The sequence below is a fragment of the Escherichia sp. HH26CH genome (genome assembly GCF_009820205.1).
In the GTDB taxonomy this organism is placed as follows: Bacteria; Pseudomonadota; Gammaproteobacteria; order Enterobacterales; family Enterobacteriaceae; genus Escherichia; species Escherichia coli_F.
Genome location: NZ_VNXM01000018.1, coordinates 1 through 21,373 on the forward strand (window position 1 = coordinate 1; position 21,373 = coordinate 21,373).

Consider the following 21,373-nt stretch of genomic DNA (forward strand, 5'->3'; position numbering starts at 1 on the left):
GGATGAGAAGCTTCGACTAAGGTTCGACTCGAGCGCCAGCGAGAGAGCGTTGCCGCAGGCAACGACCCGTAGGGCGAAGCGCGCAGCGCTGAGTAATCCTTCCCCCACCACCATCACTTTCAAAAGTTCCTGAAATCCCCAACAAATCCACAATTAAATATTCTGCCCATGCGGGGAAGGATGAGAAGCTTCGACTAAGGTTCGACTCGAGCGCCAGCGAGAGAGCGTTGCCGCAGGCAACGACCCGTAGGGCGAAGCGCGCAGCGCTGAGTAATCCTTCCCCCACCACCATCACACCCTTAAATACTCAAAACCTGTTACTTCAAGCTAATTTGCCCCGTGGCACCGCGTTTACCGGACCTACAATATCCTCCCCTATAGGTCAGATAAGCGAATCACTCCGCAGCGTACCCATAAAAAAACCCCGCCGAAGCAGGGTCTGTGTGAACTAAAATTCACTTAGTGGCGAGCGCGCACCAGCTGATACTTACGTGTCAGATACTCCACCGGTACGCTCCAGATGTGCACCAGACGCGAGAACGGGAACAGCAGGAATAACGTCATCCCCAGCACCAGGTGCAGACGGAAGATAAACGCCACACCATCAAGATGTTGAGAAGCGCCACCATGGAAGGTCACCACCGACTGCGCCCAGCCAACCAGTTTCATCATCTCGCTACCGTCCATATGCTGGGCGGAGAACGGAATGGTCAGTAGGCCCAGTGCGCACTGGATAACGAGTAGCGACAGGATCAGGATGTCCGCCCCAGTAGTCGTTGCTCGTACGCGTGGGCTGGTCAAACGACGCTTCAGCAACAGCACGCCGCCAATCAGGCACAGCACGCCGCTGGCACCACCAGCAAACATCGCCATTTTCTGTTTCACTTCAATTGGCAACCACGCTTCATACATCCAGTGCGGCGTCAGCATACCGAAGAAGTGGCCGACAAAAATCCCCAAAATTCCGATATGGAACAGGTTCGACGCCAGGTTCATCCCTTTGCGATCCAGCATCTGGCTGGATGCCGCGCGCCAGGTGTACTGCCCGTAGTCATAGCGCAGCCAGCTACCAATCAGGAAGACGGCCCCGGCTATGTACGGGTAGATATCAAAGAAGAACATATTCAGGAATTGCATTAGTGCTGTCCTCCGGTGGTGATATTCAGATATTGCGGCGCGACGGCACCGGCAAAGCGACGCTGATGAGCAGTGATTGCTGAATCACCGCAGCCTTTGTCAGCAAAGAATTTAACCTGCTCTTCTTCCCAGACGGCATCCAGCGCCTGTGGCGTATCGTCGCGCGCTTCATCAGCAATTTTTTCCGCCACTTTGTCGCTGTCGATAGCGGTATTCGCCAGTTTCAGCAGCAGATCAAACAGCACGGCATAACGGCTTTCACGTTGTTGCAGACGCGCGCTCAGCAACGCCAGAATCGGCGCGATATCTTTCAAACCTTCCACGGCTTCGCTTTGCGGCAGCTGCGCCAGATACTCCAGATACAGCGGCAGATGATCCGGTAATTCACGACTGTTCAATTGCAAACCGTGCTGCTCATACTGTGCCAACAAGTCAACCATTGCCTGGCCGCGATCGCGGGATTCACCGTGAACATGCTCAAACAGCAGCAACGACGTGGCGCGACCACGGTCGAACAGTTCGCTGTACTGGGCCTGAGCATCCAGCGGATCCAGCGCTGTTAAATCGCGCAGGAAAATGCCCAGCGCATGGGCATCCTCTTTCGACAGATTTTCCGACGCAGCAATCGCCTCAAACATCTCTTGTTGATGCTGCCATAAGGCAGCATCCGGATATTCAAGGAGACGCGATACAATCACGAGTTCGATCATGGGTGCGGCTCCGTTTTACTGGTCACGTCGATGGCATCGATACGGCGGCTGTTGAACAGATTGAATTTGGTATCTGAACCGTGGCAGCCGTCACCAAAGGTAAAGCCGCAGCCATTTTTCTCCGGGAAGGCTTCCCGCGCCAGTTCACGGTGACTGCTCGGCACCACAAAGCGATCTTCGTAGTTGGCAATTGCCAGATAACGGTACATTTCCTGTGCCTGAGCTTCGGTCAGACCGACCTCTTCCAGCGCACGGGTATCAACTTTACCGTCAACGGTTTCAGCACGTTTGTAATGACGCATCGCCAGCATACGTTTCAGCGCGCGCAGTACCGGTTTGGTATCACCGGCGGTCAGCAGATTCGCCAGATACTGTACCGGGATACGCAGGCTTTCGACGTCTGGCAAAATACCGTTGCTGCCCAGCTCGCCCGCATCTGCCGCAGACTGAATCGGCGACAGAGGCGGCACGTACCAGACCATCGGCAGTGTGCGATATTCCGGATGCAGCGGCAGCGCCAGTTTCCATTCCATCGCCATTTTATAAACCGGCGACTGCTGTGCGGCTTCAATAACGCTCAGCGGAATACCGTCCTTAATCGCCTGCTCGATGACTTTCGGATCGTTCGGATCGAGGAACACGTCCAGCTGACGCTGGTAGAGATCTTTCTCGTTCTCGGTGCTTGCTGCACGTTCAATCGCGTCGGCATCGTACAGCAGCACGCCAAGATAACGGATACGACCGACACAGGTTTCAGAGCACACCGTCGGCTGACCCGCTTCAATACGCGGATAGCAGAAGATGCACTTCTCAGACTTACCGCTCTTCCAGTTGAAGTAGATTTTTTTGTACGGGCATCCGGTGATGCACATACGCCAGCCGCGGCATTTGTCCTGGTCGATCAGGACGATGCCATCTTCTTCACGCTTGTAAATCGCACCGCTCGGGCAGGTCGCCACACATGCCGGGTTCAGGCAGTGTTCGCACAGGCGTGGCAAATACATCATGAAGGTGTTTTCGAACTGGCTATACATCGCCTTCTGGATGTTGTCGAAGTTCTTGTCTTTCGCCAGTTTGTCAAACTCACCGCCCAGGTCATCTTCCCAGTTTGGCCCTTTTTCGATTTTCGCCATCCGTTCGCCGGTAATCAGCGAACGTGGACGGGCAATCGGCTGCGATTTGCTGCCTTCCGGCGCGGTATGCAGGTTCTGATAGTCAAAATCGAACGGCTCGTAATAATCGTCGATCCCCGGCAGATGCGGGTTAGCGAAAATTTTACCCAGCAGCATGGCGCGGTTACCCATACGCGGCTGAAGTTTGCCGTTGATTTTTCGGATCCAGCCGCCTTTGTATTTTTCCTGGTTTTCCCAGTCGGTCGGGAAGCCCTGGCCCGGCTTGGTTTCCACGTTGTTGAACCACGCGTATTCCACGCCTTCACGGCTGGTCCAGACGTTTTTACAGGTCACTGAACAGGTGTGGCAACCGATGCACTTATCCAGATTCAGCACCATGCCGACTTGTGAACGAATTTTCATTTTACGCTCTCCTGTACCTGGTCATTGCCTTCGCCATCTAACCAGTCAATGTTCTTCATCTTACGCACTACAACAAATTCATCGCGGTTAGAACCTACAGTGCCGTAGTAGTTAAAGCCGTATGCCAGATGGGCATAGCCGCCGATCATATGCGTCGGTTTCGGCGTGATACGGGTGACCGAGTTATGAATACCGCCGCGCTGACTGGTGATTTCTGAACCAGGCAGGTTAACGATACGTTCCTGCGCGTGGTACATCATGGTCATCCCTGCCGGAACACGCTGGCTGACAACCGCACGAGCAGTCAGTGCACCGTTGCTGTTGAAGACTTCAATCCAGTCGTTATCGGCGATACCCAGCTCTTTGGCATCGGCTTCACTCAACCAAACCACCGGACCACCGCGACCTAAAGTCAGCATCAGCAGGTTGTCGCTGTAGGTGGAGTGGATACCCCATTTCTGGTGCGGTGTCAGGAAGTTGAGCGCTTTTTCCGGATTACCGTTAGATTTCTGACCCATCACTTCTTTCACCGAACGGGTATCGATCGGCGGACGATAAACCAGCAGGCTTTCACCGAAATCACGCATCCACTGATGATCCTGATACAGCTGCTGACGGCCAGAGAGCGTACGCCACGGGATCAGCTCGTGAACGTTGGTGTAACCGGCGTTGTAAGAAACGTGTTCATCTTCAAGGCCAGACCAGGTCGGGCTGGAGATGATTTTGCGCGGCTGTGCCTGGATATCGCGGAAGCGGATCTTCTCGTCTTCTTTATTCAGCGCCAGATGCGTATGGTCACGACCGGTAAACTCGCTCAGGGCAGCCCAGGCTTTCACGGCTACCTGACCATTGGTTTCCGGTGCCAGCGTCAGGATCATCTCTGCCGCATCAATTGCGGTGTTCAGCATCGGCTGGCCTTTTGCCGGACCTTCCGCTTTGGTGTAGTTGAGCTTACGCAGCAGATCCATCTCGCTCTGGGTGTTCCAGGCAATCCCTTTACCGCCGTTACCGATTTTCTCCATCAGCGGACCGATAGAGGTAAAGCGTTCGTAAGTTGCCGGATAATCGCGCTCTACGACCATAATGTGCGGTGCAGTTTTACCTGGGATCAGGTCGCATTCGCCTTTTTTCCAGTCTTTCACATCCAGCGGCTGCGCCAGTTCAGCGGCAGAGTCGTGCTGGATCGGCAGCGTAACGATGTCGGTTTCTTTGCCCAGATGACCAACGCACACTTCGGAGAATTTCTTCGCGATGGCTTTGTAGATTTCCCAGTCGCTTTTCGCTTCCCAGGCCGGATCGACCGCAGCAGACAGCGGGTGAATAAACGGATGCATATCCGAAGTATTCATGTCGTCTTTTTCGTACCAGGTCGCCGTCGGCAAAATGATGTCGGAATAGAGACAGGTGCTCGACAGACGGAAGTCCAGCGTCACCACCAGATCCAGCTTGCCTTCCAGACCGTTGTCCTGCCAGTCCACTTCTTCCGGCTTCACGCCGCCCTGCTGACCCAGGTCTTTACCCTGGATACCGTGCTCCGTCCCCAGCAGGTACTTGAGCATAAACTCATGACCTTTACCGGAAGAACCGAGCAGGTTAGAACGCCAGATGAACAGGTTACGCGGGTGGTTTTTACCGTTTTCTGGTTGTTCTGCCGCAAAACGGATAGAACCCTCTTTCAGGGATTTCACGGTGTAATCCACCGGATTCATGCCCGCTTTTTCCGCTTCGCGAGCGATAGTTAGCGGGTTAGTGCCTAACTGCGGCGCAGACGGCAGCCAGCCCATACGTTCTGCACGGACGTTAAAGTCGATCAGATGTCCGGTATAACGGGATTTATCCGCCATCGGCGACAACAACTCTTCTGCGGTCACGGTTTCATAACGCCACTGGCTGGAGTGGTTATAGAAATAAGAGGTGCTGTTCATGTGACGCGCCGGACGCTGCCAGTCAAGAGCAAACGCCAGCGGCTGCCAGCCGGTTTGCGGACGCAGTTTTTCCTGACCTACATAGTGCGCCCAGCCACCACCGCTCTGACCGACGCAGCCGCAGAAAATCAGCATGTTGATCAGACCGCGATAGTTCATATCAAGGTGATACCAGTGGTTCAGACCTGCACCAACGATGATCATTGAACGACCGTGGGTCTTATCAGCGTTATCGGCAAATTCACGGGCGATGCGAATAATCTGGCTGCGAGAAACGCCGGTAATCTGCTCGGCCCACGCAGGGGTGTAAGCTTTCACATCGTCATAGCTGGTTGCACAGTTAACGTCGTTCAGGCCACGCTCCAGACCATAGTTTGCCAGCGTCAGATCATAAACGGTGGTCACCAGTGCGGTGCTGCCATCAGCCAGTTGCAAGCGTTTCACCGGCAGCTTGTGCAGCAGCACGTTTTCCAGTTCCACTTTGTTGAAGTGTTCCGTGCCGTCGCCACCAAAGTATGGGAAGCCCACCTCAGCGATCTCATCCTGGCTACCCAGCAGGCTCAGTTGCAGCTCGGTTTCTTCGCCAGTTTTGCCGTCGCGCTGCTCAAGATTCCATTTGCCCTTCTCGCCCCAGCGGAAGCCAATAGAACCGTTCGGCGCAACCATTTCTCCATTGGTATTAAAGGCGACAGTTTTCCATTCCGGATTGTTTTCCTGGCCCAGCGCATCAACCAGATCAGCAGCGCGCAGCATACGACCTGCGGCGTAGTAACCGTCGCGTTCTTCCAGCATCACCAGCATCGGCATGTCGGTGTAGCGACGCACATAGTCGGTGAAATACTGGCTTGGGTTGTCGAGGTGGAATTCACGCAGCATTACGTGGCCCATCGCCAGCGCCATTGCCGCATCGGTGCCCTGTTTCGGTGCCAGCCACAGATCGCACAGTTTGGCGATTTCAGCATAGTCCGGTGTGACGGCAACAGTTTTGGTGCCTTTGTAACGCACTTCAGTAAAGAAGTGAGCATCCGGAGTACGCGTCTGCGGCACGTTTGACCCCCAGGCGATGATGTAGCTGGAGTTGTACCAGTCAGCAGATTCCGGTACGTCAGTTTGCTCGCCCCAGGTTTGTGGAGACGCAGGAGGCAGATCGCAGTACCAGTCGTAGAAGCTTAAGCAAGTACCGCCAAGCAGCGAGAGATAACGCGCACCCGACGCGTAAGAAACCATCGACATTGCCGGAATTGGCGAGAAGCCAGCGACACGGTCCGGGCCGTAGTTTTTGATGGTGTAAACGTTAGATGCGGCGATCAGTTCGTTCACTTCCTGCCAGGAAGAACGAACAAAACCACCGCGTCCACGCGCCTGCTTAAAGCTTTTCGCTTTATCGGCGTCTTCAATGATAGAAGCCCATGCCTCAACCGGATCGCTATGCAGCGCCTTCGCTTCACGCCACATTTTCATCAGGCGTTTGCGCATCATCGGGTATTTCAGACGGTTGGCGCTGTAAAGATACCAGGAGTAGCTGGCACCGCGCGGGCAGCCGCGAGGTTCATGGTTTGGCAGGTCCGGGCGAGTACGCGGATAGTCAGTCTGCTGGGTTTCCCAGGTGACCAGACCGTTTTTAACGTAGATTTTCCAGCTGCAGGAGCCGGTGCAGTTTACCCCGTGGGTAGAGCGGACGATTTTGTCATGCTGCCAACGCTGACGATATCCATCCTCCCAGTCACGGTTGGTATTCAGAAGCTGGCCATGCCCATCGGCAAAGGTTTCACCCTTCTGTTTGAAGTAGCGAAACCGGTCCAGGAATTTACTCATCGGTTTTCTCCTGTGGGAGCCTGTCGGCCCTCTGATAAATCGACATTGCTAATGTTTAAGGGCAAGGTAACGCTCTGAAACAGCGTGGGAATTGATAACGATCAAGAGTGATGGGGATGAAAAATAAAGTAAATTCCTAAGATACCCCTTTAGGATAATTAACAGTTACAGCATAAAAGACTGTAAATTAAGGCATTTTATACCTGTAGTTATTTAAACTATTAAGAATTTTATGCAGATGGGTATTAAGGAGTATTCCCCATGGGTAACATATTAATGGCTCTTAATGAAATCCGGCGAAATAAGCCATATAACATTAGTATGTTGTAACTAAATGATGCATAAAAAAAGCGCGACATCATGCCGCGCAAAGGATAATCAAATATTAAGATTTATTTTTTAGAATGCCGACCATATACCGCCCAGGTAATCACTACGCAGGCGATATAGAAAATCAAAAATACTTTCATTGCGCCGACTGGCGAACCCGTTAATGCCAGCGAGCTACCGAACGCTTTCGGGATAAAGAAGCCACCAATCGCGCCAATCGCAGAGATGAAACCCAGCGCCGCCGCCGTGTCGGTTGCCGCTTCACGCATCGCACGTTCGTCAGAACCCCCTTCTGCTTTCACGCGATCCATTGTCAGTTTACGGAAGATCACGGAAATCATCTGGAAAGTGGAACCACTACCCAGCCCAGCTGTCAGGAACAGCGCCAGGAAGACTGCGAAGAACGCCATGAAGCTTCCGCCCTGTCCGTCAGTCGGTAAGGTCAGGAACAGCAGGCCGCTGAAAATCGCCATCAGGATAAAGTTCACCAGTGTGACACGAGTTCCGCCCAGACGGTCAGATAATGCACCACCTGCAGAACGCGCCAGCGCACCAATAAACGGCCCGAAGAAAGCGTATTGCAGAATCTGAACATCCGGGAACTGCGTTTTTGACAGCATCGCAAAGCCCGCGGAGAAGCCGATGAAGGAGCCGAAGGTTGCCAGATACAGCAGGCTCATAATCCACAGATGACCCCGTTTGAGTACCGGCAACTGCTCCTTGATGGAGGCTTTCGAGGTAGCAAGATCGTTCATGCCAAACCACGCCGCAATGGTGAAGATGGCAAGGAACGGCACCCATACCCAGGACGCATTCGCCAGATACAGCTCAGTCCCATCCGGCTGTTTGACACCCTGGCTACCAAATACTGCGAAAATCGACAGTGATACCACCAGCGGAGCAACCAACTGCATGACGCTGACGCCCATGTTGCCCAGACCACCATTCAGACCCAGCGCGCCACCCTGCTTCTGTTTCGGAAAGAAGAAGCTGATGTTTGCCATACTGGATGCGAAGTTCGCGCCAGCAAAGCCGCACAGCAGAGAGATGATGATGAAGACGCTATAAGGCGTGGAGGTATCCTGCACGGCAAAACCCAGCCAGACGCAAGGAATAATCAGAATACCAGTGCTGAACGCCGTCCAGCGACGACCACCGAAGATAGGAACCATAAAGGAGTATGGAACACGTAATAACGCGCCAGAAACCGAAGGCAGCGCCGTCAACATAAATAGCTGATCGGTCGTAAAATTAAAACCGACTTTCGGTAAGTTCACCGCAACAGCACTGAATAACATCCATACGCAAAACGCCAGCAGCAGACAGGGAACGGAAATCCACAGGTTGCGGCTGGCAATACGTTGACCGCGTTGTTGCCAGAACGCAGGATCTTCCGGTCGCCAATCTGTAATGACAGCTCCAGTAGCCCTTTCGGGGGCGGATGAGTGACTCATAGACACCTCTGATACTCGTTTCGATGTCTGCCACCTTAGTGTCTGTAGCTAAAGGCAATTTGATGTAAATCAAACGATAAGATAACTTTATCTATCATTGATATTTATCATTACCCATAGTGAGTACAGGGATTTCATAAAAATTATGAGATTTTTCACGGTGCTGTAAAATCCCTACCCTTACCGATGTAAAGCGACTAACCACACGGCAAATAAGGAGTAACTCTTTCCGGGTATGGGTATACCTCAGCCAATAGCCGAGAATACTGCCATTCCAGAATGTATCGTCACATTCATTAAGGTTATTGCTCATTTAAAGCCTGAAGGAAGAGGTTTACATGCTTAAACGTTGTCTCTCTCCGCTCACCCTGGTTAATCAGGTTGCGCTTATTGTGTTGCTTTCTACTGCTATTGGACTGGCGGGGATGGCGGTTTCTGGCTGGCTGGTACAAGGCGTTCAGGGCAGCGCCCATGCGATCAACAAAGCGGGATCGCTGCGCATGCAAAGTTACCGTCTGTTGGCAGCAGTGCCATTAAGCGAGAAAGACAAGCCCTTAATTAAAGAGATGGAACAAACGGCATTTAGCGCCGAGTTAACTCGAGCAGCAGAACGAGACGGACAACTGGCGCAACTACAGGGTTTACAAGATTACTGGCGTGATGAACTGATCCCTGCGCTGGTGCGTGCACAAAACCGCGAAACGGTGTCAGCGGATGTCAGCCAGTTTGTTGCCGGGCTTGATCAACTGGTATCTGGTTTTGACCGCACCACGGAAATGCGCATTGAGACAGTGGTGCTGGTCCATCGGGTAATGGCGGTATTTATGGCACTTTTACTGGTGTTCACTATTATCTGGTTGCGGGCGCGACTGCTACAACCGTGGCGGCAGTTGTTGGCAATGGCGAGTGCCGTCAGCCATCGCGATTTTACCCAACGCGCGAACATCAGCGGGCGCAACGAAATGGCTATGCTTGGAACTGCATTGAACAATATGTCTGCAGAACTGGCGGAAAGTTACGCCGTACTTGAGCAGCGGGTTCAGGAGAAAACCGCCGGGCTGGAACATAAAAATCAGATCCTCTCTTTTTTATGGCAGGCCAACCGCCGTTTGCATTCCCGCGCCCCGCTGTGTGAACGCCTGTCACCTGTACTCAACGGCTTACAGAATTTAACCCTGCTACGTGATATCGAACTGCGGGTGTATGACACTGATGATGAAGAGAATCATCAGGAGTTTACCTGCCAGCCAGATATGACCTGCGATGATAAAGGCTGTCAGCTCTGCCCGCGCGGTGTACTCCCCGTTGGCGATCGCGGCACAACCCTGAAGTGGCGGCTGGCTGACTCTCATACGCAGTACGGTATTTTACTGGCAACCCTGCCGCAGGGGCGTCATCTTAGTCATGATCAACAGCAACTGGTGGATACCCTGGTTGAACAACTCACCGCCACGCTGGCGCTGGATCGCCATCAGGAACGTCAGCAACAGTTGATCGTGATGGAAGAGCGTGCCACCATTGCGCGCGAACTGCATGATTCTATTGCCCAATCTCTCTCTTGCATGAAGATGCAGGTGAGTTGTTTACAGATGCAGGGCGATGCGCTGCCAGAAAGCAGCCGCGAACTGTTAAGTCAGATCCGTAACGAACTGAATGCATCCTGGGCGCAGTTGCGTGAATTGCTCACCACATTCCGCTTGCAGCTCACCGAGCCTGGATTACGTCCGGCGCTGGAGGCGAGTTGCGAAGAGTACAGCGCCAGGTTTGGCTTCCCGGTGAAGCTGGATTATCAATTGCCGCCTCGTCTGGTGCCTTCGCATCAGGCAATCCATCTGTTGCAAATTGCCCGTGAGGCATTAAGTAACGCCCTCAAACATTCGCAAGCGAGTGAGGTCGTGGTGACAGTGGCGCAAAACGATAATCAGGTCAAACTGACCGTCCAGGATAACGGCTGCGGCGTGCCTGAAAATGCCATCCGCAGCAATCACTACGGCATGATAATAATGCGCGACCGTGCGCAAAGTTTACGGGGCGATTGCCGCGTCCGCCGTCGTGAATCAGGTGGCACCGAAGTGGTGGTCACCTTTATTCCCGAAAAAACTTTCACAGACGTCCAAGGAGATACCCATGAGTAATCAGGAACCGGCTACTATCCTGCTGATTGACGATCACCCGATGCTGCGAACTGGCGTAAAACAGCTTATCAGTATGGCACCAGATATCACCGTGGTTGGCGAAGCGAGTAATGGCGAACAGGGTATTGAACTGGCGGAGTCTCTTGATCCCGATTTGATCTTGTTAGATCTCAATATGCCCGGCATGAACGGTCTGGAAACGCTGGATAAACTGCGCGAAAAGTCCCTCTCCGGGCGCATTGTGGTATTCAGCGTCTCTAACCATGAAGAAGATGTGGTCACCGCACTGAAACGCGGCGCGGATGGCTATCTGTTAAAAGATATGGAACCGGAAGATCTGCTGAAAGCATTGCATCAGGCTGCTGCTGGCGAAATGGTATTAAGCGAAGCATTAACGCCTGTTCTGGCCGCCAGCTTGCGCGCTAACCGTGCCACTACTGAACGCGATGTTAACCAGTTAACTCCACGCGAGCGCGATATTCTCAAGCTGATTGCCCAGGGTTTGCCGAACAAGATGATTGCCCGCCGCCTGGACATCACCGAAAGCACAGTAAAAGTGCACGTCAAGCACATGCTGAAGAAAATGAAGCTCAAGTCTCGCGTGGAAGCAGCAGTATGGGTGCATCAGGAGCGCATTTTCTGATTACGGTTCCCAGCGCAGTTCGTCGTTTGACAATGCGTCGAACGGTTCGACAAGCGTTAGCGTGATCTCATTGGAGGAGACACGCTGCCCCTGGTTATCTTCCACCACCACCGACAATCGCCAGTGATTGCTTGCCCCTTCCCCGTTTTGCCAGTCAGGCATGATCAGCGTCCAGCCCTCCGCGCTGTTGGCTTGTGCGCCCGGCGTCAAACTTAATATCTGCGTATCGCCCTGCCAAATCAGTTGCCGAATACCATAACGACTGCGGATTTGTAATTTCAGCGGCACTGTTTCGCCAGGTTTTAGATCCCACGGCGGTGTCGCCAGAAACACCGTTAACGTTTTTCGCTGTCGGTACTCAAGAGTCGGTAGATTATTTCGCTGCGGATTATCATAGCGACTACCACGTAACGACTGACTTTCGGCAACCTCGCCCGCAGAAAGTTGTTTTTTGAGTGGTACACCAAAACGGTAGTTAAGATTCAGCCCGAGGTTATTTTGATTCTCGCCGCTTTCACCCTGTTTATGCTGGGCCGTCACCGTGACTAAGGGCACAGGGGTGTAATTTAATCCCAGACTCAATGCGACGGGATTGTGATAACCCGTACCAGAGTTAAATAAATCAACGCGATCACCAAAATACTGTTCTACGCTGACGCTGGTATTGAGGTGTTGATAGAACGGCATGCGCATCCGGGCCGTCAGATCGTACCCGCGCGCCATCCTTTGTTCTTGTATGGCTGTCTGTTCATGCCATGTAGCAAACGGCTGATAATAGTTTGCTGATAGCCGCAAATATTCGCCCCACGCTTCGGCGCCAAGGCCTGCTCGCTGAAGATTTTCGTCCAGCAAGTTGTCATAAAAGGTGTTATACCCCACCAGCCAGTTGCCGCGCGCCCAGCGTTGCCCAACTCCAAGATTGCTCACCAGCCCATCATCCTGCTGAGTAAGACCCAGCTGGCTCCAGGTGAGATAACGATCATTATCCTGTAACGGCACAAACCAGCTTCCGCGACTGCCTGTGAGATGTCCTTCGTTATCCACTTTGACGTCAACACTGGCATTTCCCCACGGTGATAGCCAGGACTCTACGTGCTGATTAACCTGTTGACTAAGCGCGTCGCGGACTTTTCCCAATGCGAAAGCTTTTGCCTGCTCGCCAGTATCCAGCCCGTTATCATTCATACTGGTTTCGCCGAAATCTTTCACAATTTCAGCAAAGTGTTTTTCCCCATCATGATTTTCGGGAGCCATGCCTAAATCCGGCAGACCATCATTGTTATTATCAAAGGGATTTGCCGCTTTTTGCTCGAAGGTAGATTGTGCGTTAGCTGTACCGCCTGCCGCCAGCAAGAGTAAATAAAACGGAATAATGCGAGGAACGAAACGGCTCAAAACGTCGGTAACTTCCGGTAAAAAATGAAAAACCATAGCCTTAAAGAATAACGATTACTGGCAACTTTTGTCGTATTTTCTCGCGCTTTCAGGAAAATCCTTAAAAATGTGACCGATTGGTCAGACGCTGCAGAAGCAGTAAGATAGAAGATCAGTGTCTAATTCCCTGAATACAGGAGTAAATAATGCAAAAAATCGTGATCGTTGCCAATGGCGCACCTTACGGGAGCGAATCCTTGTTTAACAGCTTGCGGCTGGCCATTGCGTTACGAGAGCAGGAGAACAATCTGGATCTGCGTCTGTTCCTGATGTCTGATGCGGTCACAGCCGGGTTGCGCGGGCAAAAACCAGGGGAAGGCTACAACATTCAGCAAATGCTGGAGATCCTTACCGCTCAGAATGTACCGGTGAAATTGTGCAAAACCTGTACCGACGGGCGCGGGATTAGTACACTTCCTCTGATTGATGGGGTGGAAATCGGTACTCTTGTGGAACTGGCGCAATGGACGCTGTCAGCCGATAAAGTGCTCACATTTTAATGTTTGAGGGGGCGTCTGACGCCCCACTAGAGGGAAGTTTACTCAGGCGAATCCCGGCCGTAACACACCATCCGGATAATTCTCCGCCAGCAGTTTTTTTACCGATACCAGCAAATCATTCAGCCCATCGTCCTGCATTCCCAGTTTGATAAGCTCCTGTTCCAGTGAAAACAGGTATTGTGCGTTGGTTCCCAGTGGACCGCTCGCCGCCGCAATCAACGGCGCGATGACCTGAGCGCGAGTGTCTGATTCATATTCTGGATGTCGCGGGTCCATAATAAACACAATGGCGTTTACTGTGCGTCCATCATCAAGATCAAGCTGACACCAGGTTGGCAGATAACAGCCGGTAATCATCTCGCGCTTCCACAACAGTGTTAGTTCCTGCTCCAGCGTCTCTTCTGGCAGTCGATAGGCGACGCCTGTGGTGCGTCCGCCCTCTTTCAGTGCAAGCATCCGTCCCGGCTGGTGCGCAGTCCCGCGCCCGGCGGTCAGGCGCAGGCAAAACGCGCGATGCCATCCAACCAGTGTACCGGTGCACGACTCGGTAAACTCCAGTGCTGGATTCCACATCAACGATCCATAACCGAAGATCCACACCGGTCCCTCATCAGGTCGACAAGCCAGCGTCGCCGCCAGCGAAGCCGCCCGTTGCTCTGCTGACCATAAGAGTGATTCTTCAATGGCACCAAATGCCGTTTTACAATCGGCATTCATCAAGAAATCACGCGTTATCACCTTACACCTCCGCCACTGCATACTTCCCTGCGACAACTTTTTGGTGTCTTCCGGACATTTTTACTGCTCATTTTGAAACCATTAACGGGACAATATGCAATCCACGGACCACTTGCAAGGCAACACCGCACGAATAGCTTTAACTAAGCTACCAGTTTTACGATTTTTTATGCCATTTATCATCATCCCCTTTGGCATATTCATGCTTCACAGCAGCCCAGGCCACTTTATGCGCGGTTTCTTCGCGACTGGCGTCATCACGCCGATCTTCTTTATCTTTATATTGATCCCATGCGCTGTTGAACGCTTCTTTATAGATATCCTGAGCATGAGACGGTAGCACGTGCTTTACGCTTTCCGGCAGATCGCTTTTCGTTTTATACGGCATCGTTGACTCCTTTTACAAAGTTGAACATTAAGTGTGGTCAACAATATCCACTCTTGCCAAAACATAAGAATTTTCATGTCAGACTCTTCTTAAGAAACGCTAAAACAAACATTGTCTAAACGCATTGCTTATTTTTATGGCCCGATGAGTAAAAAATCGACAGCGGGGTAAAAATTCGTAAAATGTTACCGATATCCAGACACTTTCTGTTATTTTTCCTACCTATTTTTTACATTTTCGATAAATTCATCTGCAAAGGGATAACCATAATGTCAAATGCTCAAGAGGCGGTAAAAACCCGCCACAAGGAGACTTCGCTTATTTTCCCGGTTCTGGCGCTGGTAGTGCTGTTCCTGTGGGGAAGCAGCCAGACACTACCAGTGGTCATTGCCATCAACCTTCTTGCTCTTATTGGTATTTTAAGTAGCGCCTTTAGTGTTGTCCGTCATGCGGACGTATTAGCCCATCGCCTGGGAGAACCTTACGGTTCGCTTATTCTTAGCCTTTCAGTGGTTATTCTTGAAGTCAGTTTGATTTCAGCTTTAATGGCAACCGGCGACGCCGCGCCAACGCTAATGCGTGATACGCTCTATTCAATCATTATGATTGTTACCGGTGGGCTAGTTGGCTTTTCATTATTGTTGGGCGGACGCAAGTTTGCCACCCAATATATGAATCTGTTTGGTATCAAGCAGTATTTAATTGCGCTGTTCCCCCTGGCGATAATCGTACTGGTATTTCCAATGGCTCTGCCTGTGGCGAATTTTTCAACCGGTCAGGCGTTACTGGTAGCATTAATTTCTGCGGCAATGTATGGCGTATTTTTGCTGATCCAGACCAAAACGCATCAAAGTTTATTTGTCTACGAGCACGAAGATGACAGTGATGATGACGACCCGCACCACGGTAAACCGTCTGCCCATAGCAGCCTGTGGCATGCTATCTGGTTGATTGTCCATCTGATTGCCGTTATTGCAGTCACCAAAATGAACGCCAGCCCGCTGGAGACATTGCTCAACAGCATGAATGCCCCTGTCGCCTTTACTGGCTTCCTGGTGGCTCTGTTGATTCTGTCGCCGGAAGGTTTAGGTGCGTTAAAAGCAGTGTTGAACAACCAGGTCCAGCGCGCGATGAATCTGTTCTTTGGTTCAGTGTTAGCAACCATTTCGCTTACCGTACCTGTCGTCACGCTAATTGCCTTTATGACGGGTAACGAATTGCAGTTTGCACTTGGTGCGCCAGAAATGGTGGTGATGGTGGCCTCTTTAGTGCTGTGCCATATCTCCTTCTCCACCGGACGTACTAACGTGCTCAATGGCGCAGCGCATCTGGCACTGTTTGCCGCCTATTTGATGACGATATTTGCCTGACAGTTATATCTCCTCCGATGACAGAAATCGGGGGAGATAATATAAATTCCTGCTTATTGTATTTCTTCATACTACCTGAACAGGTCGTTAATCAGAATTGCGAGCCTGTACCACAACCTGCACGAAACCACTGCAACAGCTGTTGAAAAGCCGGAATGTACTCATTATTGCAAACATTTCAGGGATGAAGTGAAGATGAATTGAGACGTAATATCCACACCAAGCCGGCGTTATCCGGTGAGGCGCAATGTTGCGGGGGCTTTATCCCTGGTGGCATTGGTTGCTGGAAAGAGAAAACCCCCGCACGTTGAGAGGTAAAACCTGACAACAGAACGGGGGCTAATCTTGAACCATCAACAATTCAAGAATAGCCGCAAAATGTTGTCATTACAACAAGGCGGCTATATGACGCTCGCGCAGTTTGCCATGACATTCTGGCACGACCTGGCAGCACCGATCCTGGCGGGAATTATTACCGCAGCGATTGTCAGCTGGTGGCGTAACCGGAAGTAAGGTGAAAACGGGCGTCAGGCTGCCGTGATGGCAATATGCGCCCGAAACCGGCCGCAGGGGTAACAGCCTGCGGCCCTTTTTGTCTTTATCTCTTCTGCAAGTAAATATTGGCAACCCGAGCTGGAAGCATCATCCAGAGCACTCATGAAACGACTGTAACAACTGTTGAAAAACCGGAATGCACTCTTCATTGCAAACATTTCAGGGATGAAGTGAAGATGAATTGAGACGTAGTATCCACACCAAGCCGGAGTTATCCGGTGAGGCGCAATGTTGCGGGGGCTCTATCCCTGGTGGCATTGGTTGCTGGAAAGAGAAAACCCCCGCACGTTGAGAGGTACAACCTGACAACAGAACGGGGGCTAATCTTGAAACCAGACACTTCAAGAATAGCCGCAAAATGTTGTCATTACAACAAGGCGGCTATATGACGCTCGCGCAGTTTGCCATGACATTCTGGCACGACCTGGCAGCACCGATCCTGGCGGGAATTATTACCGCAGCGATTGTCAGCTGGTGGCGTAACCGGAAGTAAGGTGAAAACGGGCGTCAGGCTGCCGTGATGGCAATATGCGCCCGAAACCGGCCGCAGGGGTAACAGCCTGCGGCCTTTTTTGTATCCGGCCCCATGAAAAAAGCCTTAACGCAGAATGGACTGACCCATAACGCTAAGGCTTTTGTTTTCAAACAAAAAAAGATTACTTGCTGGTATCCAGTTCTTCGAAACCTTTCACCAGATCATCAATCGCTTTCATCTGCTTGAGGAACGGTTCCAGTTTAGCCAGCGGCAGCGCGGATGGACCATCACATTTCGCATGTTCCGGATCCGGATGCGCTTCAATAAACAGCCCAGCCAGACCTACCGCCATACCGGCCCGTGCCAGCTCAGCCACCTGAGCACGACGACCACCAGAAGCTGCACCAAACGGATCGCGGCATTGCAGTGCGTGGGTAACGTCGAAAATCACCGGCGAGTTACCAGAGACTTTCTTCATTATACTGAAGCCCAGCATATCAACGACCAGATTGTCGTAACCGAAGTTAGCGCCACGGTCACAAAGAATCACTTTATCGTTGCCGCCTTCTTTGAATTTATCAACGATATTACCCATTTGGCCTGGGCTGACGAACTGTGGTTTCTTGACGTTAATTACCGCACCGGTTTTCGCCATTGCCTCCACCAGGTCAGTCTGGCGAGCAAGAAACGCTGGCAACTGAATCACATCCACGACATCAGCAACGGGCTGTGCCTGGCTTGGCTCGTGAACGTCAGTGATAATTTTTACGCCAAATGTCTGTTTCAGTTCCTGGAAGATTTTCATCCCTTCTTCCAGACCTGGTCCACGATAAGAGTGGATGGAGGAGCGGTTGGCTTTGTCAAAAGAGGCTTTGAACACGTAAGGGATACCCAGTTTCTGGGTCACGGTTACGTAGTGCTCGCAAATGCGCATCGCCAGATCGCGAGATTCCAGCACGTTCATACCGCCAAACAGCACGAACGGCAGATCATTTGCTACGTTGATGTCGCCAATGCTAACCACTTTTTGTTTCATAGGATCGCCTTAATCTTGAGTAAAATGTCGATTAATTAATGCAGCACAATATGTTTATGCGCGATGTTATTTATTTGCGCACGGATCATTTCGCTGATCGGGTCTTCCGGACACTGTTCAACGAAATAACTTAAATCGTTCAACGCAACGTGTTCGCAATCCAGTTGCGCATAAATCAACCCGCGATCGCGAATTTCATAGGGATCTTCCGGGTTGAATTGTAATAATGCTTCGCTGGTACGTAGCGCCAGCTCCATCTGATTTTCTTCCATCAACGAAGCTTTGAGTGTATCCAGCAATTTGCGGATTACCTCAATGTTATCAGCTTCATCAAGGTCTTCATAAAACAGTTCCGCCGACGGGCTGATATTTCCCTTTAACCATACGTCCAGCATATGTTCGCTTAACGATTCACCGTTAAAAGGATTAATCAGCCAAATTTCGCCATCCGGACATTCAATGCGCAGTATCAGCTGCGTAGGGAAAATCACCGGCAGCAGCGGCAAATCGAGACGATTCGCGACCCATAATAAAACGGCACCTAATGATACGGCACTGCCCTGTCGATTCTTTAACACCTGGTCCAGCCATAATGCATCGGAAAGACGATAAACGCCGCGTGAGGCTTTAAATCCCCAGTCGCCGTAAAACAGCGCGATCAGTTTTTCCAGCTGCTCTTCTAAAGGCAGAAGCTGGCTGATTTCTTCCTTCGCCAGACTAACGAGACGCTCCAGTTCGTCGTAAACATCTTGCGAGGGAAAATCGCGGCGGATTGCTTCGCAAGCCAGGATCATGCCTTCGCACAATGGCGCTTTATTAAATTCGAAATCAGCTAACGATCTCATGACTTACCCCAGTAACGGTACTTTTGTGGTGGCGAGTTTAATGATGATGTACAGCACCACCAACGCCAGCGGGAAGGCAATAATGCGCGCCTGCTGACTGTGCATACGACGATAATCGAGTGCAATAAAACCCAAAACGATATAAATGATAACTCCAAACAGCTTTTCAGTCAGCCACTGTGCCTGCCCGGAAAATGGCAGGATGTGCGCTTTAGCCATCAACGCAATGCCGCTTAACAATAACACCGTATCGACAACCGGCGGCACAATGCGCGTCCAACGAGCAAATGCCTGTGGATGCTTCTGATAACGTAGCCAGAAACGTAAGGTTAATAGCCCTACAGAAAGCGCAATGCTAATGAGATGAACGCTAAGCAGTGTAGAAAAACTTGTCATTGATAATAGCGGCCGAGCGTTACGCGCTCGTTATCACCATAGTCCCGACAGGTTTCGACGTCATGATATCCCGCGTGGATAAATGCCTGTCGCACCGCTTCGCCCTGCTGCCAGCCATGTTCCAGAAGCAGAAAGCCGCCGGATACCAGCGCGTTACGCGACTGTTCGATGATATGCACGATGTCTGCCATTCCACTGTCTGCCGCAACCAGCGCAGTGAGCGGCTCAAAGCGGACATCGCCTTGTTGAAGATGTGGGTCCTGCTCGTCAATATACGGCGGATTACTGACAATCATCGCAAACTGCTGCCCGGCTAGCGCGTTAAACCAATCGCTTTGCAAAATATGGATATTTTTGATCGCCAGGTGCTGGGCATTACGTTGTGCCAGCTCGACAGCATCGGGCATGCGATCTACAGCGGTAATTTCGCAGTCCGGGCGCTCGCTAGCCAGCGCCAGCGCAATCGCCCCGGTACCCGTCCCGAGATCGAGAATACGGCAAGGTTGTTCAGGCAACCGCGCCAGTGCCTGCTCCACCAGACACTCCGTATCCGGGCGCGGAATTAAGGTCACTGGCGAAACAAATAACGGCAGCGACCAGAATTCTCGCACCCCGGTTAAATGAGCAATAGGTTCACCATCGCGACGACGCGTCAGTAGCGCATCAAGTTGCTGACATTGTTCGTCAGTCAGTTGCGTTTCACCAAAGGCGAGAATAAAAGTACGCCCTTTGCCGGTAACATGCTCCAGCAGGATTTCAGCATCACGCCGCGGGCTTTCGCTCGCCTGAAGTTGGCTTATTGCTTCACGTAACCAGTGTTGATATTCCATTATTCCTGCTCGGACAACGCCGCCAGTTGGTCGGCCTGATGTTCCTGGATAATCGGTTCAATCAGCATATCCAGCTTACCTTCCATCACTTCATCCAGACGGTAGAGCGTCAGGTTGATGCGGTGATCGGTAACGCGCCCCTGCGGGAAATTGTAAGTACGGTTACGGTCGCTGCGATCGCCACTCCCCAGCAGGTTACGACGGGTAGACGCTTCGGCCTGTTGCCGTTTTGCCATTTCTGCAGCGTGGATGCGAGCACCAAGTACAGAAAGTGCTTTAGCTTTGTTTTTATGTTGTGAACGTTCGTCCTGACATTCAACAACAATCCCGGTCGGCAAGTGAGTAATACGAATTGCCGAATCGGTGGTGTTAACGTGCTGACCACCCGCCCCTGACGAGCGGAAAGTATCAATGCGCAAATCTGCTGGGTTGATGTCCGGCAGTTCTGCGTCAGGCAGTTCTGGCATTACCGCAACGGTACAAGCAGAAGTATGAATTCGACCCTGCGATTCCGTAGCAGGCACACGCTGCACGCGATGACCGCCAGATTCGAATTTCAAACGACCATATACACCATCACCGCTAATTTTGGCGATGATCTCTTTATAGCCACCATGTTCACCCTCGCTGGCGCTCATGATTTCTACACGCCAGCGGCGGGCTTCGGCGTAACGGCTGTACATACGGAACAGATCGCCAGCGAAGAGCGCCGCTTCGTCGCCGCCGGTTCCGGCACGGACTTCGAGGAAGGCGTTACGTTCGTCATCAGGATCTTTTGGTAGTAACAGAACCTGTAATTGCTGTTCCAGTTGCTCGCTTTTTTCTTTAGCTTCGCGCAGTTCATCCTGCGCCATCTCACGCATTTCAGGATCGTCGAGCATCATCTGTGCGGTTTCGATATCTTCCTGAACCTGTTGCCAGTCGGTAAAACAGCGCGAAACATCACTTAACTGCGCATATTCGCGTGATAATGCGCGAAAACGTTCCTGGTCGGCGATAGTTTGCGCGTCACCCAGCAATGCCTGAACTTCTTCATGGCGTTCATGCAGGGCTTCCAGTTTGGCAACGATAGAAGGCTTCATAGGCGTAAATGCACCCTGTAAAAAAAGAAAATGATGTACT

19 protein-coding genes and 2 other RNA genes are annotated in these 21,373 nt (G+C 51.7%); 8 read left to right on the forward strand and 13 right to left on the reverse strand.

Features of this window, described 5'->3' with window-relative positions; genetic code table 11:
• Together FQ015_RS06780 and FQ015_RS06785 are read left to right on the forward strand one after the other, a co-directional pair.
• Positions 1-113: non-coding RNA, RtT sRNA (locus tag FQ015_RS06780), on the forward strand; the annotation flags it as partial.
• Positions 114-159: 46 nt separating this feature from the next.
• A non-coding RNA gene (locus FQ015_RS06785) (RtT sRNA) lies at positions 160-291 on the forward strand.
• Between the two features lie 168 nt (positions 292-459).
• Here the strand turns inward: FQ015_RS06785 and narI are convergent.
• The 5 genes from narI to narK all read right to left on the reverse strand — a co-directional run bounded on the left by narI (position 460) and on the right by narK (position 8,906).
• A complete protein-coding gene (gene narI, locus FQ015_RS06790; RefSeq protein WP_160523876.1) occupies positions 460-1,137 on the reverse strand; it encodes a respiratory nitrate reductase subunit gamma in 678 nt (225 codons plus the stop codon).
• Entirely contained in the window at positions 1,137-1,847 is a 711-nt protein-coding gene (narJ, locus tag FQ015_RS06795) for a nitrate reductase molybdenum cofactor assembly chaperone (protein WP_000571676.1), read from the reverse strand. The genes narI and narJ overlap by 1 nt, the downstream gene beginning before the upstream one ends.
• On the reverse strand, positions 1,844-3,382 hold the full coding sequence (gene narH / locus FQ015_RS06800; RefSeq protein WP_000702650.1) for a nitrate reductase subunit beta: 1,539 nt from the start codon (positions 3,380-3,382) through the stop codon (positions 1,844-1,846). Before narH ends, narJ begins: the two co-directional genes overlap by 4 nt.
• Complete coding sequence (locus FQ015_RS06805) at positions 3,379-7,122, reverse strand: nitrate reductase subunit alpha (RefSeq protein ID WP_000032974.1); 3,744 nt, start codon at positions 7,120-7,122, stop codon at positions 3,379-3,381. The genes narH and FQ015_RS06805 overlap by 4 nt, the downstream gene beginning before the upstream one ends.
• Before the next feature lie 392 nt (positions 7,123-7,514).
• Positions 7,515-8,906, reverse strand: coding sequence for a nitrate transporter NarK (narK, locus tag FQ015_RS06810; RefSeq protein WP_000019836.1), 1,392 nt, complete (start codon positions 8,904-8,906; stop codon positions 7,515-7,517).
• 338 nt (positions 8,907-9,244) lie between these two features.
• Here narK and narX point away from each other — a divergent pair, with 338 nt between their 5' ends.
• On the forward strand, positions 9,245-11,041 hold the full coding sequence (gene narX, locus FQ015_RS06815) for a nitrate/nitrite two-component system sensor histidine kinase NarX (RefSeq protein ID WP_160523877.1): 1,797 nt from the start codon (positions 9,245-9,247) through the stop codon (positions 11,039-11,041).
• Complete coding sequence (gene narL / locus FQ015_RS06820) at positions 11,034-11,684, forward strand: two-component system response regulator NarL (protein WP_000070491.1); 651 nt, start codon at positions 11,034-11,036, stop codon at positions 11,682-11,684. The genes narX and narL overlap by 8 nt, the downstream gene beginning before the upstream one ends.
• On the opposite strand, the gene ychO is transcribed toward narL, so the two are convergent.
• Positions 11,685-13,079: an inverse autotransporter invasin YchO gene (gene ychO / locus FQ015_RS06825; RefSeq protein WP_160523886.1), complete on the reverse strand. Its 1,395-nt coding sequence runs from the start codon at positions 13,077-13,079 to the stop codon at positions 11,685-11,687. It lies immediately after the preceding gene.
• A gap of 185 nt (positions 13,080-13,264) precedes the next feature.
• Between ychO and ychN the strand changes: the two genes are divergently transcribed.
• Positions 13,265-13,618, forward strand: coding sequence for a DsrE/F sulfur relay family protein YchN (ychN, locus tag FQ015_RS06830; protein ID WP_001169659.1), 354 nt, complete (start codon positions 13,265-13,267; stop codon positions 13,616-13,618).
• Positions 13,619-13,660: 42 nt separating this feature from the next.
• Here the strand turns inward: ychN and chaC are convergent, their stop codons facing one another.
• Together chaC and chaB are read right to left on the reverse strand one after the other, a co-directional pair.
• Positions 13,661-14,356: a glutathione-specific gamma-glutamylcyclotransferase gene (gene chaC / locus FQ015_RS06835; RefSeq protein ID WP_001295621.1), complete on the reverse strand. Its 696-nt coding sequence runs from the start codon at positions 14,354-14,356 to the stop codon at positions 13,661-13,663.
• Between the two features lie 157 nt (positions 14,357-14,513).
• The gene (chaB, locus tag FQ015_RS06840; RefSeq protein ID WP_001146444.1) at positions 14,514-14,744 is read right to left on the reverse strand and encodes a putative cation transport regulator ChaB; all 231 of its coding nucleotides are present in this window, start codon (positions 14,742-14,744) and stop codon (positions 14,514-14,516) included.
• 269 nt (positions 14,745-15,013) lie between these two features.
• Here chaB and chaA point away from each other — a divergent pair, with 269 nt between their 5' ends.
• The 3 genes from chaA (at position 15,014) to FQ015_RS23950 (ending at position 17,162) form a co-directional block, all read left to right on the forward strand.
• On the forward strand, positions 15,014-16,114 hold the full coding sequence (gene chaA, locus FQ015_RS06845; protein ID WP_160523878.1) for a sodium-potassium/proton antiporter ChaA: 1,101 nt from the start codon (positions 15,014-15,016) through the stop codon (positions 16,112-16,114).
• Positions 16,115-16,519: 405 nt separating this feature from the next.
• Positions 16,520-16,627 (forward strand): type I toxin-antitoxin system toxin Ldr family protein, encoded by a 108-nt coding sequence (locus FQ015_RS06850; protein ID WP_000170965.1) that lies wholly within the window; start codon positions 16,520-16,522, stop codon positions 16,625-16,627.
• Between the two features lie 427 nt (positions 16,628-17,054).
• On the forward strand, positions 17,055-17,162 hold the full coding sequence (locus tag FQ015_RS23950; RefSeq protein ID WP_000170965.1) for a type I toxin-antitoxin system toxin Ldr family protein: 108 nt from the start codon (positions 17,055-17,057) through the stop codon (positions 17,160-17,162).
• A gap of 163 nt (positions 17,163-17,325) precedes the next feature.
• Here the strand turns inward: FQ015_RS23950 and kdsA are convergent, their stop codons facing one another.
• From kdsA to prfA, 5 genes are read right to left on the reverse strand one after another with little or no spacing between them, the layout of a single operon-like run.
• Complete coding sequence (kdsA, locus tag FQ015_RS06860; RefSeq protein WP_000811058.1) at positions 17,326-18,180, reverse strand: 3-deoxy-8-phosphooctulonate synthase; 855 nt, start codon at positions 18,178-18,180, stop codon at positions 17,326-17,328.
• 35 nt (positions 18,181-18,215) lie between these two features.
• Positions 18,216-19,025, reverse strand: a complete 810-nt coding sequence (sirB1, locus tag FQ015_RS06865; protein ID WP_001257044.1) for an invasion regulator SirB1 — start codon at positions 19,023-19,025, stop codon at positions 18,216-18,218.
• A 3-nt stretch (positions 19,026-19,028) separates the two neighbouring features.
• Positions 19,029-19,421: an invasion regulator SirB2 gene (gene sirB2, locus FQ015_RS06870; RefSeq protein ID WP_000200378.1), complete on the reverse strand. Its 393-nt coding sequence runs from the start codon at positions 19,419-19,421 to the stop codon at positions 19,029-19,031.
• Positions 19,418-20,251, reverse strand: coding sequence for a peptide chain release factor N(5)-glutamine methyltransferase (gene prmC / locus FQ015_RS06875; RefSeq protein ID WP_160523879.1), 834 nt, complete (start codon positions 20,249-20,251; stop codon positions 19,418-19,420). Before prmC ends, sirB2 begins: the two co-directional genes overlap by 4 nt.
• Complete coding sequence (gene prfA / locus FQ015_RS06880) at positions 20,251-21,333, reverse strand: peptide chain release factor 1 (RefSeq protein WP_000804726.1); 1,083 nt, start codon at positions 21,331-21,333, stop codon at positions 20,251-20,253. Before prfA ends, prmC begins: the two co-directional genes overlap by 1 nt.
• Positions 21,334-21,373 lie beyond the last annotated feature (40 nt).